The 12,675-nt window shown below is 67.1% G+C and carries 26 protein-coding genes; all 26 read right to left on the reverse strand.

Annotation, left to right across the window (positions count from 1 at the left end; genetic code table 11):
* Positions 1-3: 3 nt before the first annotated feature.
* Complete coding sequence (locus tag FJ091_15175; protein MBM4384694.1) at positions 4-1,032, reverse strand: DNA-directed RNA polymerase subunit alpha; 1,029 nt, start codon at positions 1,030-1,032, stop codon at positions 4-6.
* A gap of 69 nt (positions 1,033-1,101) precedes the next feature.
* The gene (rpsD, locus tag FJ091_15180; protein ID MBM4384695.1) at positions 1,102-1,728 is read right to left on the reverse strand and encodes a 30S ribosomal protein S4; all 627 of its coding nucleotides are present in this window, start codon (positions 1,726-1,728) and stop codon (positions 1,102-1,104) included.
* Positions 1,729-1,736: 8 nt separating this feature from the next.
* Positions 1,737-2,120 (reverse strand): 30S ribosomal protein S11, encoded by a 384-nt coding sequence (rpsK, locus tag FJ091_15185; protein MBM4384696.1) that lies wholly within the window; start codon positions 2,118-2,120, stop codon positions 1,737-1,739.
* A gap of 7 nt (positions 2,121-2,127) precedes the next feature.
* Positions 2,128-2,511 (reverse strand): 30S ribosomal protein S13, encoded by a 384-nt coding sequence (gene rpsM / locus FJ091_15190; GenBank protein MBM4384697.1) that lies wholly within the window; start codon positions 2,509-2,511, stop codon positions 2,128-2,130.
* A gap of 3 nt (positions 2,512-2,514) precedes the next feature.
* Complete coding sequence (rpmJ, locus tag FJ091_15195; protein MBM4384698.1) at positions 2,515-2,628, reverse strand: 50S ribosomal protein L36; 114 nt, start codon at positions 2,626-2,628, stop codon at positions 2,515-2,517.
* A 139-nt stretch (positions 2,629-2,767) separates the two neighbouring features.
* Positions 2,768-3,337, reverse strand: a complete 570-nt coding sequence (locus FJ091_15200; GenBank protein ID MBM4384699.1) for an adenylate kinase — start codon at positions 3,335-3,337, stop codon at positions 2,768-2,770.
* Positions 3,334-4,668, reverse strand: coding sequence for a preprotein translocase subunit SecY (secY, locus tag FJ091_15205; GenBank protein MBM4384700.1), 1,335 nt, complete (start codon positions 4,666-4,668; stop codon positions 3,334-3,336). Before secY ends, FJ091_15200 begins: the two co-directional genes overlap by 4 nt.
* The gene (rplO, locus tag FJ091_15210; GenBank protein ID MBM4384701.1) at positions 4,665-5,108 is read right to left on the reverse strand and encodes a 50S ribosomal protein L15; all 444 of its coding nucleotides are present in this window, start codon (positions 5,106-5,108) and stop codon (positions 4,665-4,667) included. The genes secY and rplO overlap by 4 nt, the downstream gene beginning before the upstream one ends.
* Positions 5,109-5,112: 4 nt before the next feature.
* Positions 5,113-5,292, reverse strand: a complete 180-nt coding sequence (rpmD, locus tag FJ091_15215; GenBank protein MBM4384702.1) for a 50S ribosomal protein L30 — start codon at positions 5,290-5,292, stop codon at positions 5,113-5,115.
* A complete protein-coding gene (rpsE, locus tag FJ091_15220; protein ID MBM4384703.1) occupies positions 5,289-5,771 on the reverse strand; it encodes a 30S ribosomal protein S5 in 483 nt (160 codons plus the stop codon). Before rpsE ends, rpmD begins: the two co-directional genes overlap by 4 nt.
* A gap of 19 nt (positions 5,772-5,790) precedes the next feature.
* Positions 5,791-6,153 (reverse strand): 50S ribosomal protein L18, encoded by a 363-nt coding sequence (locus tag FJ091_15225; GenBank protein MBM4384704.1) that lies wholly within the window; start codon positions 6,151-6,153, stop codon positions 5,791-5,793.
* Positions 6,154-6,176: 23 nt separating this feature from the next.
* Positions 6,177-6,713 (reverse strand): 50S ribosomal protein L6, encoded by a 537-nt coding sequence (gene rplF / locus FJ091_15230; GenBank protein MBM4384705.1) that lies wholly within the window; start codon positions 6,711-6,713, stop codon positions 6,177-6,179.
* A 111-nt stretch (positions 6,714-6,824) separates the two neighbouring features.
* Complete coding sequence (gene rpsH, locus FJ091_15235; protein ID MBM4384706.1) at positions 6,825-7,217, reverse strand: 30S ribosomal protein S8; 393 nt, start codon at positions 7,215-7,217, stop codon at positions 6,825-6,827.
* Positions 7,218-7,235: 18 nt separating this feature from the next.
* Positions 7,236-7,784, reverse strand: coding sequence for a 50S ribosomal protein L5 (gene rplE, locus FJ091_15240; GenBank protein MBM4384707.1), 549 nt, complete (start codon positions 7,782-7,784; stop codon positions 7,236-7,238).
* Positions 7,784-8,152 carry a 50S ribosomal protein L14 gene (gene rplN / locus FJ091_15245; protein ID MBM4384708.1) on the reverse strand — a complete coding sequence of 123 codons (369 nt, stop codon included), beginning with the start codon at positions 8,150-8,152 and terminating at the stop codon, positions 7,784-7,786. Before rplN ends, rplE begins: the two co-directional genes overlap by 1 nt.
* 6 nt (positions 8,153-8,158) lie before the next feature.
* Positions 8,159-8,428 carry a 30S ribosomal protein S17 gene (gene rpsQ / locus FJ091_15250; protein ID MBM4384709.1) on the reverse strand — a complete coding sequence of 90 codons (270 nt, stop codon included), beginning with the start codon at positions 8,426-8,428 and terminating at the stop codon, positions 8,159-8,161.
* Positions 8,425-8,622, reverse strand: coding sequence for a 50S ribosomal protein L29 (gene rpmC / locus FJ091_15255; GenBank protein MBM4384710.1), 198 nt, complete (start codon positions 8,620-8,622; stop codon positions 8,425-8,427). The genes rpsQ and rpmC overlap by 4 nt, the downstream gene beginning before the upstream one ends.
* Positions 8,619-9,038, reverse strand: coding sequence for a 50S ribosomal protein L16 (gene rplP / locus FJ091_15260; GenBank protein ID MBM4384711.1), 420 nt, complete (start codon positions 9,036-9,038; stop codon positions 8,619-8,621). Before rplP ends, rpmC begins: the two co-directional genes overlap by 4 nt.
* Positions 9,039-9,044: 6 nt before the next feature.
* A complete protein-coding gene (rpsC, locus tag FJ091_15265; protein MBM4384712.1) occupies positions 9,045-9,725 on the reverse strand; it encodes a 30S ribosomal protein S3 in 681 nt (226 codons plus the stop codon).
* 2 nt (positions 9,726-9,727) lie between these two features.
* Positions 9,728-10,078 (reverse strand): 50S ribosomal protein L22, encoded by a 351-nt coding sequence (rplV, locus tag FJ091_15270; protein ID MBM4384713.1) that lies wholly within the window; start codon positions 10,076-10,078, stop codon positions 9,728-9,730.
* Complete coding sequence (gene rpsS / locus FJ091_15275) at positions 10,075-10,356, reverse strand: 30S ribosomal protein S19 (protein MBM4384714.1); 282 nt, start codon at positions 10,354-10,356, stop codon at positions 10,075-10,077. The genes rplV and rpsS overlap by 4 nt, the downstream gene beginning before the upstream one ends.
* 2 nt (positions 10,357-10,358) lie before the next feature.
* Positions 10,359-11,183 carry a 50S ribosomal protein L2 gene (gene rplB / locus FJ091_15280; GenBank protein MBM4384715.1) on the reverse strand — a complete coding sequence of 275 codons (825 nt, stop codon included), beginning with the start codon at positions 11,181-11,183 and terminating at the stop codon, positions 10,359-10,361.
* 1 nt (position 11,184) lies between these two features.
* Entirely contained in the window at positions 11,185-11,472 is a 288-nt protein-coding gene (gene rplW, locus FJ091_15285) for a 50S ribosomal protein L23 (protein ID MBM4384716.1), read from the reverse strand.
* Positions 11,473-11,474: 2 nt separating this feature from the next.
* On the reverse strand, positions 11,475-12,167 hold the full coding sequence (gene rplD / locus FJ091_15290; protein ID MBM4384717.1) for a 50S ribosomal protein L4: 693 nt from the start codon (positions 12,165-12,167) through the stop codon (positions 11,475-11,477).
* A 25-nt stretch (positions 12,168-12,192) separates the two neighbouring features.
* Positions 12,193-12,513: a 30S ribosomal protein S10 gene (gene rpsJ, locus FJ091_15295; GenBank protein MBM4384718.1), complete on the reverse strand. Its 321-nt coding sequence runs from the start codon at positions 12,511-12,513 to the stop codon at positions 12,193-12,195.
* A 34-nt stretch (positions 12,514-12,547) separates the two neighbouring features.
* A partial coding sequence (tuf, locus tag FJ091_15300; GenBank protein MBM4384719.1) for an elongation factor Tu occupies positions 12,548-12,675 on the reverse strand: 128 nt, incomplete at its 5' end.

A 12,675-nucleotide genomic window follows, 5' to 3' on the forward strand; every position in this document is an offset into this window, starting at 1 on the left:
GAATCAACCCTCGCGTTCGCGTGCGCGCTGCTCGAGCTCCTTGCGGGAGGGGAAGTTCTCGAGGGTCATACCCAGCGAGAGGCCCATCGAGGCCAGCACTTCCTTGATCTCGTTCAGCGACTTTCGGCCGAAGTTCTTGGTCTTGAGCATCTCGCTCTCGGTGCGCTGCACGAGCTCGCCGATGTAGCGGATGTTGGCGTTCTGCAGGCAGTTCGCCGAGCGCACCGACAGCTCGAGCTCGTCGACCGAGCGGAACAGGTGCGGGTTCAGCGACTCACCGACCTCGTGCGCCTGCGGCGCCGCTTCCGTCGGCTCGTCGAAGTTGATGAAGATCGAGAGCTGGTCCTTCAGGATCTTCGCGCCGAACGCGATCGCGTCGGCGGGCGCGACCGAGCCGTCGGTCCACACCTCGAGGCTGAGGCGGTCGAAGTCCGTCTCGCGGCCGACGCGCGCCGGCGTGACGGTGTAGTTCACGCGGCGCACGGGCGTGAAGATCGAGTCGATCGGGATCGTGCCGATCGGCTGATCCTCGACCTTGTTCTTCTCCGCCGGGCGATAGCCCTTGCCGAGATCGATCGTGCACTCGAGGTCGAACTCGGCGCCGCCGGTGAGCGTCGCGAGCTTGTGATCGGGGTTCATCACCTCGATCGTCGAGTCCTCGGCGGCGAGCTCCGCGGCCGTGACGACCCCGGTTCCGCTGCGGCGGATGCGCACCGTCTTCGGGCCGCCCGCGTTGAGGCGCAGCCGCACTTCCTTGAGGTTCAGGATGATGTCGCTCACGTCTTCGAGCACGCCGGGCACGGTCGAGAACTCGTGCTGGACACCGGCCACGCGCACCGACGTGATCGCGGCGCCTTGCAGCGACGAGAGCAGCACGCGGCGCAGCGAGTTGCCGAGCGTCTGGCCGAAGCCGCGCTCGAGCGGCTCGCAGGCGAAGCGGCCGTAGCGCTCGGACGTCTCCTCGGCTTCCTGCTCGAGGCGGCGCGGGCGGATCAGCTGTCGCCAATTGCGAGCGATCAGTTCTTGCTGCATGCGAAGTTCCCCCTAATCAGTGGGTCAGGCGGATCGTGCCCCTCGATCTCGACGAGATCGCGCGGGCGGTTAGCGCGAGTAGAGCTCGACGATCAGCTGCTCTTCGATCGGCATCGTCACGTCTTCGCGGACCGGGAGCGCCTTCACCGTGCCGGTGAAGCTCTCCTTCTCGATCTCGAGCCAGCCCGGAACCGCGCGGCTCTCGAGCGCCTCGAGCGCGCCGACGATGCGCGCGATCTGCCGCGAGCTCTCGCGCAGCACGATCTTGTTGTTGGGCCGCACGATGAACGACGGGATCGTGACGGTGCGGCCGTTCACGGCGAAGTGGCCGTGCTGCACGAGCTGGCGCGCTTCGGCGCGCGAGGTCGCGAAGCCGAGCCGGAACACCACGTTGTCCAGCCGGCGCTCGAGCAGCTGCAGCAGGTTTTCACCCGCGCGGCCCTTCATGCGCGAGGCCTTGGCCATCGTGCCGGAGAACTGCTGCTCGAGCAGTCCGTACATGCGCTTCACCTTCTGCTTCTCGCGCAGCTGCACGCCGTACTCGGTGAGGCGCGGCTTGTTCTGGCCGTGCTGACCGGGCGCGTACTGGCGCTTGTCGACCGAGCATTTGTCGCTGAAGCAGCGGTCGCCCTTCAGGAAGAGCTTCGTGCCTTCGCGGCGGCAGAGCCGGCAGGCGGGACCTGTGTAACGAGCCATCGCTTACCTCAGACGCGGCGCCGCTTGGGCGGGCGGCAGCCGTTGTGCGGAATGGGAGTGACGTCCTTGATCATGTTGATGCGCATGCCGGCGGCTTGAAGCGCGCGGAGTGCGGACTCGCGACCGCCGCCCGGGCCCTTCACGAACACCGAGAGCGCGCGCACGCCGTGCTCGGCGGCCTTCTTGCAGCACTCCTCCGCGGCGATCTGCGCGGCGTACGGCGTCGACTTGCGCGAGCCCTTGAAGCCGTGCGCGCCGGCGCTCGCCCAGGCGAGCGTGTTCCCGACCGGATCGGTGATCGTGACGATCGTGTTGTTGAACGTCGACTGAATGTGGGCGACGCCCGCCGCGACGTTCTTCTTGACCTTCTTCTTGCCAGCTTTCGGCTGCATGAATCCTCTACTTCTTGGCCGGGGCTTGCTTCTTGCCCGCGACCGTCTTGCGCGGGCCCTTGCGGGTTCGCGCGTTCGTGTGCGTGCGCTGGCCGCGCACCGGCAAACCGCGGCGATGGCGCAGCCCGCGGTAGCAGCCGATGTCCATCAGCAGCTTCACGTTGCCCTGCACCTCGCGGCGCAGATCGCCCTCGACCTGATACTCGCGCTCGAGCAGCTCGCGGATGCGCACGAGCTCGTCCTCGCGCAGATGATCCGTGCGCGTGGCCATGTCGATGTCTGCGCGCTGGCAGATCTGGCGCGCGGTCGTGTTGCCGACGCCGTAGATGTAAGTGAGTGCGGTTCCGATCTGCTTGTTGCGCGGCAGATCGACGCCTGCGATGCGTGCCATGAGTTACCCCTGTCGCTGCTTGTGCTTCGGGTTTTCGCAGAGAATGCGGACGACGCCGCGGCGCCGGACGACCCGGCACTTCTCACACATCTTCTTGACCGATGCTCGAACCTTCATGTCGAATCCTTTGCGAGCTCCGCTCGGCTTCGCCTCGCTGCGCGCGCCCTGCGGCGCTCGCGCGCCGCTGGGTCGCTTGCGGCTTCCCGAGCCGCATTCGGTCGATGCTCTGCCTTGCTTCTCGAACTCCTGACTTCGTTCAATCCAGCGCGTGCCGAATGCGCTTGGCCACTTCCTCGACGCTGCCTTCGCCGTCGACCCTCGCGAGCACGCCGCGCCCACCGTAATAAGCGATCAGCGGCGCCGTGCTCTCCCTGTACACCTGCATGCGCGTGCGGATCGTCCCCTCGTTGTCGTCGCTGCGGCCTTCGATGCGCGCGCGGTTCAGCAGCCGCTTCACGAGCTCGTCTTCGTCGACCTCGAGCGAGATGCAGCGCTCGAGCGAGACACCGAGCACCGGCAGCATCTTGTCGAGCGCATCCGCCTGCGCGGCCGTGCGCGGAAAGCCGTCGAGGATGAAGCCCTTCTTCGCGTCCGGCTGGCCGAGCCGCTGCTCCGCCACGCCGATCACCACCTCGTCCGGCACCAGCTTGCCCGCGTCCATGAAGGACTTCGCGCGCTTGCCGACATCGCTTCCCGCAGCGACCGCGGCGCGCAACATATCGCCTGTAGAAATTTGGGGAATCCCCAGGCGCTGGGCGACCAGCTGAGCCTGCGTGCCCTTCCCGGCGCCGGGCGGGCCCAGCAGCAACAGACGGCGCGCGCTCATCGGTTGAACCGCCCGCGCATGCGCACGCCCTGCACGAAGCCCTGGTACTGGTGCGAGAGCAGGTGGGCCTCGATCGCGGCGAGCAGGTCCTTGCTCACGCCGACGACGATCAGCAGCGCCGTGCCGCCGAAGTAGAACGGCAGGCCCATGTACGTCGAGAGCACGACGGGCAGGATGCAGATCGCCGAGATGTAGATCGCGCCCACGAGCGTGAGGCGCGAGAGCACGCCGTCGATGTACTTCGAGGTCTGCTGGCCGGGGCGCACGCCCGGAATTGCCCCGCCCTGGCGCTTCAGGTTCTCCGCCACGTCGTCAGGGTTGATCACGATCGCGGTGTAGAAGAACGCGAAGAACACGATCAGCGCGACGTAGACGCCGTTGTAGACCCAGCCGCCCGCGTTCAGGTAGTCCTGGATGAAGCGCATGATCGTGGCGCCGACGCCCTGATCGCTCGCCGAGGTGTTCGAGAACTGCGCGATCGTGCTCGGGAACACGAGGAGGCTCGACGCGAAGATCGGCGGGATCACGCCGGCGGTGTTCACGCGCAGCGGGAAGTAGGTGAGGCCGCCCTGCGTCATCTGGCGGCCGACCACGCGGCGCGCGTGCTGGATCGGGATGCGGCGCTGGCCGCTCTCGACGAAGAACACGGCGCCGATCACGAGCACGATCAGGCCGAGCACGAACAGCGCCGAAATCAGATTCAGCTGCTCGGTGTTGATCAGCTCCCACACCTGCGCGATCGCGCCCGGGATGCTCACCACGATGCCGGAGAAGATCACCATCGAGATGCCGTTGCCGATGCCGCGCTCGGTGATTTGCTCGCCGAGCCACATGATGAAGGCCGTGCCCGTCGTGAGCGTGATGATCGTGAGCGCGTAGAAGCCGAATCCGGGGTTCACGACGGCGCCCGTTCCGAACGATCCGGTCTCGAGTGCGCGCGCCATCATCGCGCTCTGGAACAACGCCAGCACGATCGTCGCGTAGCGCGTGTAGCCGGTGATCTTCTTCTGGCCCTGCTCGCCTTCCTTCTTCAGCGCCTCGAGCTGCGGCACCACGACGGTGAGCAGTTGCAGAATGATCGAGGCGCTGATGTAGGGCATGATGCCCAGCGTGAAGATCGAGAGGCTCTCGAGCGCGCCGCCCGAGAACACGTTGAAGAGGCCGAAGACGCCGCCGCCCTGCGTCTCGAAGTACTGACGCACGACGTCGGGGTCGACCCCCGGCGTCGCGATCTTGGCGCCGACGCGATACACGAGCAGCATTCCGAGCGTGAACCAAATGCGGCTCATCAGCTCCGGAATGCGCGCGATGTTGGCGGCGCCTCCGATCACGCCACGATCTCCACGCTGCCGCCGGCGCCCTGCACCTTGGCGATCGCGCTCTCGCTGGCGCGGTGCACCTTCAGCTTGAGCCCCTGCGGCGCGTCGCCTTCGCCGAGCAACTTCACCTGCGTCGCGCTGCGGCGCACGAGGCCCTTCGCGATCAGCGCGGCGAGGTCGATCTCGGCGCCCGCGGCGAAGCCCTCGAGCGCGCCGAGGTTCACCGTCTCGTACGGCTTGCGGTGCACGTTCGTGAAGCCGCGCTTGGGCAGGCGGCGCACGAGCGGCATCTGACCGCCTTCGAAGTAGTTCGGCGTCTCGTTGCCGCGCGAGTTCTTGCCCTGGCCCTTGCCGCCGCGGCCCGCGCTCTTCTGCAGGCCCGTGCCCGAGCCGCGCGCAGCGCGCTTGCGCTTCTGCCGCGCGCCGGGGCGCGGAGCGAGCTGATTCAGCATCGCCTTACTCCTCCACCTTCACGAGGTGCGTGACGGCGCGAATCATCCCGCGCACCGCGGGCGAATCCTCGAGCTTCGCGCTCTGCTGCGGCTTGCCGAGCCCGAGCCCGCGCAGCGTCGCCTGCTGCTTCTTCCCGTAGTGCGCGCCGGAGCGCACCTGCTTCACGGTGATCTTCTTGCTCATCGCGCGAGCTCCGCGCGGCGCATCTCCGGATCGCGCAGCTCGCGCAGGGCCGCGAGCGTCGCGTTCACCACGTTGTGCGGATTGCTCGTGCCGAGCGCCTTCGAGAGCACGTCGCGCACGCCGGCCGACTCGACGACGGCGCGCACGCCGCCGCCCGCGATCACGCCGGTGCCCGAGGACGCCGGCTTCAGCAGCACCTGCCCGGCGCCGAACTGCCCGAGCACCTCGTGCGGAATCGTCCCGTTCAGCAGCGGCACGCGCATCAGATTCTTGCGCGCGCGCTCGACGCCCTTGCGGATCGCCTCGGGCACTTCGCCCGCCTTGCCGAGCCCGACGCCAACGACGCCGTTGCCGTCGCCCACCACCACCAGCGCGCTGAAGCTGAAGCGGCGTCCGCCCTTCACCACCTTCGCGACGCGGTTGATGTGGACCACGCGGTCGTTCAGCTCATAATCATTGGCATTGAGCTTGTCGCTCATCTTGTTCCCTCGATGCTGCTTAGAACTGGAGGCCGGCTTCGCGCGCCGCGTCCGCGAGCGCCTTCACGCGCCCGTGGTAGAGGAAGCCGTTGCGGTTGAAGACGACGGCCTCGACTCCGTGCTTCTTCGCCGCGGCGGCGATCGCCGCGCCGACGCGCTTGGCCGCCTCGACGTTGCCCGTGTAGCCCTCGGCGAGGCCTTCCTGCAGCGTCGACGCGGTCGCGAGCGTCTTGCCGTTCACGTCGACCAGCTGCGCGTACATGTGCTTGGCGCTGCGGAAGATCGTGACGCGCGGGCGATCGGTGTTCGCGAGCGAGCGCTGCACGCGCGCTCGGCGCGCGATGCGCGAGGCTCGCTTCGCGTTGTGGATTTTGCGCTTCATGAGACGGTTCCCCTAATGCCTGATCAGCCGGCCGCGGCCTTGCCGACCTTGCGGCGCACGTGCTCGTCGACGTAGCGGATGCCCTTGCCCTTGTATGGCTCCGGCGGCTTCACCTCGCGTACGTTCGACGCGAACTGGCCCACGGTGTGCCGGTTGGCGCCTTCGATCTTGATCTTGTTTTCCGCGACCGAGACCTTGAGGCCTTCCGGAATCGCCATCTCGACCGGGTGCGAGAAGCCCACGGTGAGGTTCAGGCTCTTGCCCTTCACCTCGGCGCGGAAGCCCGTGCCCTGGATCTCGAGCTCGCGCGTGAAGCCCATCGTCACGCCCGTGACCATGTTCTGCACCGTGGCGCGCACGAGCCCGTGCAGCGCGCGCGTCGGCGGCAGATCGTCGGGGCACCCGAACTTCACCTCGCCGCCCGCGACCTCGACCTTCACGCGCGCGTGCAGCGTTTCCTTGAGGGTGCCCTTCGGCCCCTTCACTTCGATCACGCCGTCCTTGTGGGCGATCGTGACGCCCGACGGAATCGCGACCGCTTTTCGACCCACGCGAGACATGACTACAAGCCTTTCGCGAGCTCTGCTCGCCTCTGTTCTCTTGCCTCGTCGCTCACGAGCCGCCCGGCTCGCTGCGCGCGACCTACGCGCTGCGCGCGTTGGATCGCTTGCTTACCAAACCTCGCAGAGCAGCTCGCCGCCGACGCGCTGCTCGCGCGCCGCGGCGTCGGAAAGCACGCCCTTGTTCGTGGAGATCACCGCCGTGCCGAGGCCGCTGCGCACGCGCGGAATCTCTTCCGCGCTCACGTAGACGCGGCGGCTCGGCTTCGAGACGCGGCGCATGCCGTCGATCACGCTCTTGCCGTCGCGGCCGAAGCGCAGCTTGATCTCGAGCACCGGGCGGCCGTCCTTCGCAGCGACGCCGACGGACTCGAGGTAGCCGGCGTCGGCGAGCACGCGCGCGACGGCGAGCTTCAGCTTCGACGAAGGCACCTGCAGCGACGGATGGCGCGCCTGACCCGCATTGCGGATCCGCGCGAGCATGTCAGAAATGGGATCAGTCATTAGGGAAAACTCCTCCGCTCACGCCCGGCGGAACGGCATGCCGAGGTGCGCCAGCAGCGCCTTCGCCTCGGCGTCGGTCTTGGCCGTCGTGCACACGGTCACGTTCATGCCGACGATCTTCTCGACTTTGTCGAACTCGACTTCCGGGAAGATGATCTGCTCGCGCAGGCCCAGCGTGTAGTTGCCGCGCCCGTCGAAGCCCTTCGCCGGCGTACCGCGGAAGTCGCGCACGCGGGGGAGAGCGACGTTCACGAGCCGGTCGAAGAACTCCCACATGCGCGCGCCGCGCAGCGTGACCATGCAGCCGATCGGGAGGCCAGCGCGCAGCTTGAAGTTGGCGATCGCCTTCTTCGACTTGCGCACGAGCGGCTTCTGACCGGTGATGGCCGCGAGCTCTTCCGTCGCCTTCTCCATCAGCTTCGGGTTCGCGACCGCTTCGCCGAGGCCGATGTTCACGACGATCTTCGAGAGATTCGGCACCTGATGCGGGTTCCCGTACGAGAACTCGGTGCGGAGCTTCGGCGCCACCTCTTTGCGGTAGCGCTCTTGAATGCGCGGGGCGGCCATTAGAGGACCTCCGGCGCGAGCGAGATGATCTTCATGAACTTCTGCGCGCGCAGCTCGCGCGCGACCGGCCCGAAGATGCGCGTGCCGATCGGCTCGCGGTTGTTGTCGATCAGCACGGCCGCGTTGTCGTCGAACTTGATGTAGGAGCCGTCGGGGCGCGACACGCTGCGGCGCGTGCGCACGACGACGGCTTTCTTCACCTCGCCCTTCTTCACGCGCGCGTTCGGGATCGCGTCCTTGATCGTCACGACGATCACGTCGCCGATCGACGCGTAGCGGCGGTGCGTGCCGCCGAGCACCCGGATGCACGCGACTTTGCGCGCGCCCGAGTTGTCGGCGACTTCCAGCTCAGTCTCTTGTTGAATCATCGCCGCTTACCCCTGCGCCCGGCGCGCCTTCTCGAGCGTCTCCGCCACCTTCCAGCGCTTGCGCTTGGAAAGCGGGCGATGCTCGACGATGCGAACGCGGTCACCCACGGCGCACTCGTTCGACTCGTCGTGCGCCATGAAGCGGGCGTAGCGACGCACGTACTTGGAGTACGTCGTGTCCTGCACCAGCCGCTCCACGGAGACGACCACGGTCTTGTCCATCTTGTCGCTGACGACGACTCCATCCAGAGTTCGCCGCCGTCCTCGTTCGCTCACTGGTTCGCTCCACGCTTTTCGCGCAGCACGGTTTCCACTCTCGCGATGTCGCGCCGCAGCGTGCGCAGCATCGCGTGGTTCTCGAGCTGTCCCGTCGCCTTCTTCATGCGCGCATTCCACAGCTGGTCGCGCAGCTCGCGGCCCTTGGTCGCGAGCTCCGCTTCAGCGAGATCGCGCAGCTCCTTCGCCTTCATGACGCCAGCTCCTCGCGAGTCACGACGCGCGTCGGGATCGAGAGCTTGTGCTGCGCGAGCCGGAACGCCTCGCGCGCGATCTCGATCGACACGCCTTCCATTTCGTAGAGCATGCGGCCGGGCCGCACGACGCAGACCCACTCTTCCGGGTTGCCCTTGCCCTTACCCATGCGGGTTTCGGCTGGCTTCTTCGAGATGGGCTTGTCAGGGAAAATCCGGATCCAGATCTTCCCGCCACGCTTGATGTGGCGGGTCATCGCGATACGAGCCGCTTCGATCTGGCGCGCGGTGAGGCGGCCGCGATCGAGGGCCTGCAGACCGAACTCGCCGAACGCGACGGTGTTGCCGCGGTAGGCGAAGCCGCGCATGCGGCCCTTCATCTGCTTGCGGTACTTGGTTCGTTTGGGCTGAAGCATCGCCGCTTACCTCTGCGCCTCTTCGCGATTGCGGAGCGCGAGCGGTCCGGAGCGAAGCTCCTTGTCCGTGACGTCGCCCTTGAAGATCCAGCACTTCACGCCGATCGCGCCGTAGGTCGTCTTCGCTTCCGCGAGGCCGAACTCGATGTCGGCGCGCAGCGTGTGCAGCGGCACGCGTCCTTCCGCGTAGCGCTCGCGGCGGCTCATCTCCGAGCCGCCGAGCCGGCCGCTGCACTCGACGCGAATGCCCTTCGCACCGAACTTCATCGTCGACATCATCGACTTCTTCATCGCGCGGCGGAAGGCGACGCGTCGCTCGAGCTGCATCGCGATCGACTCGGCGACCAGCTGCGCGTCGAGCTCCGCCTTCCGGATCTCTTTGATGTTGATGAAGATCTCGTGCGGCGTGATCTTCGCGAGCTCTCCGCGCAGCACGTCGACTTCCGCGCCGCGCTTGCCGATCAGGATGCCCGGCCGCGCGGTGTGGATGTTGATCACGCACTTCTCGCCGGTCCGCTCGATGACGACCTTCGAGATGCCCGCGTGATACAGCTTCGCCTTGATGTGCTTGCGCAGCTTGAAGTCTTCGATGACCTGGTCCTGGTAGCGGCGCTCGTCGAACCAGTTCGACTTCCAGCCATAGAGCGTGCCCAGGCGGAATCCGTAGGGATGGACTTTTTGTCCCACGTCTATCGCTCCTCGAGTTCCACGGTGATGTGCGACGTGCTCTTCCGAATCCAGTTCGCGCGGCCCTGCGCGCGCGAGCGCACGCCCTTCCGGCTCGGGCCTTCGTCCACGAAGATTCGGGCGATCACGAGATTGTCGACGTCGATGCCGGCCTTCTCGCGATCGTTCTTCACGTCCGCGTTGGCGACGGCCGACTTCACGAGCTTGCGCATGGGGCGCGCGACGCGCTTGTCCGAAAGCGCGAGCAGGTTCAGCGCCGCCTCGACCTGCTTGCCTCGGATCTGATCCGCGACGAGCCGCGCCTTGCGCGCGCTCACCTGCAGATTTCGCAGCGTGGCGTTCACGGTGGTCATGCGGGCTTCACCGCCTTCGCCACCAGCGTGTGGCCCGTGAACTTGCGCGTCGGCGCGAACTCACCGAGCCGGTGGCCGACCATGTTCTCCGTCACGTAGACGGGCATGAACAGCTTGCCGTTGTGGACGTGGAACGTGAGCCCCACGAAGTCGGGCGTGATCATGGAACGCCGCGACCAGGTCTTGATCACCTGCTTCGAGCCGGATGCAGTCGCGCGCGTGACCTTGCGCTGCAGGCTCGGGTCCACGAACGGCCCCTTCTTGACGGAGCGGGCCATTCTCACTTCCTCCGCTTCACGATGAGCTTGTCGGACGCCTTCTTCACGCGAGTCTTGTGACCCTTCGTGGGCACGCCCCAAGGCGTGCACGGGTGGCGTCCACCGGATGACTTGCCTTCGCCGCCGCCCATCGGGTGGTCGACGGGGTTCATGGCGACGCCGCGCACGCTGGGCTTCTTGCCCTTCCAGCGCGTGCGGCCCGCCTTGCCGACGCTGATGTTCTCGTGGTCGAGGTTGCCTACTTGACCGATCGTCGCGACGCAGCGCGCGAGGATCATGCGGTTCTCGCCGCTCGGCATGCGCAGCTGCGCGTAGTCGCCTTCGCGCGCCATCAGCTGCGCGCCGGTGCCGGCGGAGCGCACGAGCTGTGCGCCCTTGCCGGGCTTCATCTCGACGGCGTGGATCACGCTGCCGATCGGAATGTTCGAGAGCGGCAGCGTGTTTCCGGGGCGGATCTCGGCGGTCGGGCCGGACATCACTTCGTCGCCGACCGAGAGGCCGAGCGGCGCGAGGATGTATCGCTTCTCGCCGTCCTTGTAGTTGAGGAGCGCGATGTACGCCGAGCGATTCGGGTCGTACTCGATCGCCGCGACCTTCGCCGGAATGCCGTTCTTGTTACGGACGAAGTCGATCTGGCGATACAGGCGCTTGTGACCGCCCCCGCGCTGCCAGCTCGTGATGTGGCCGTGCGCGTTGCGTCCGCCCGTCTTCTGCTTGCGGCCCGAAACGAGCGATCGCTCGGGGCGCTTCTTCGAGATGTCCGAGAAGTCGACCACGCTCATCTGGCGTCGACCCGCGGACGTCGGCTTGTAGATCTTCACCGGCACACTAGACCCCTTCGAAGAACTCGATCTTCTGACCCTCGGCCAGAACGACGATGGCTTTCTTCCACGCGCGGCGAGCGCCGACGAAGCGGCCCATGCGCTTCTTCTTCGCCGGCGGCGTCGACGTGCGAACGCGCAGCACGTTCACCTTGAACAGCTCCTCGACCGCGCGCTTGACGTCGTGCTTCGAGGCGCCCGGATCGACCGCCAGCGTCACCGCGTTCACGGTCTCGCGAGCGACGGTGCTCTTCTCCGTCACGACCGGGCGCAGGATCACGTCGTGAATCTGCATGACTACTCCCCCGCCTCGCCTTTGGTGCTCCGCGAGCCTGCGGCTCGCTGCGCGCGGCCCTCGGCCGCTTGCCCGAGGCGAGCGCCGAGCGCTGCGAGCGCGTCCTTCGCGATCACGAGCTTCTCGTGGCGCAGGACGTCGTACACGTTGAGTCCCTCGGCGCGAATCACGTCGACGCCGGGGAGATTGCGCAGCGAGCGCTCGAGCTGAGGCTGCGCCGAAGCCGTCACGAGCAGCACCGACTTGTCGGCCACGCCGAGCGCGGCGAGCAGCGCCTTGCCGGCCTTGGTCTTGTACTCCGCGAGCGCGAGCGCGTCCGCGATCACGACCGCGCCTTCCTTGTTACGGAGCGAGAGCGCCGACACCAGCGCGGCGCTGCGCATCTTCTTGGTCAGCTTGTGCTCGTAGTCGCGCGGCGTGGGGCCGAACACGACGCCGCCGCCCGACCACTGGGGCGCGCGAATCGTGCCCTGGCGCGCGCGGCCCGTGCCCTTCTGCTTCCACGGCTTGATGCCGCCGCCCGAAACCGCGGCGCGGTTCTTGGTGGCGTGCGTGCCCGCGCGGCGGCGCGTCAGCTGGCGACGCACTTCGGCGTGGAACAAGTGATTGCGGATTCGGCTCTCGAACAGGGCCGGGTCGAGATCGACCGTGCCGGCCTTGCCGCCGCTCGCTGCGATGATGTTCACGGTAGCCATAACAACTCCAGATCCGGCCAGCGGCTCAGATCTTGATCTCCACGTCCACGCCCGCCGCGAGCTGGAGCTTCATCAGTGCGTCCACCGTCTGCGGCGTCGGATCGAGGATGTCGATCAGGCGCTTGTGCGTGCGGATCTCGAACTGCTCGCGGGACTTCTTGTCGATGTGCGGACCACGCAGCACGGTGAAGCGATTGATCGAGGTCGGCAGCGGGATCGGCCCCGCCACGCGCGCGCCGGTGCGGGCCGCCGTGTCCACGATCTCGCCGACGCTCTGGTCGAGGAGCTTGTGGTCGTAGGCCTTCATCCGGATTCGGATCTTTTGTGCTGCTAGTTCCGTCGCCATGGATTCGCTCCGCGCGTGCGCGCTTCGGACCTGATTACTCGACGATCTCGGCCACGACGCCGGAGCCGACGGTGCGTCCACCCTCGCGGATGGCGAAGCGCTGCTCCTTGTCCATCGCCACGGGGGTGATCAGCTCCACCGTGATCTCCACGTTGTCGCCCG

The sequence above is a fragment of the Deltaproteobacteria bacterium genome (assembly GCA_016875395.1).
In the GTDB taxonomy this organism is placed as follows: domain Bacteria; phylum Myxococcota_A; class UBA9160; order UBA9160; family UBA6930; genus VGRF01.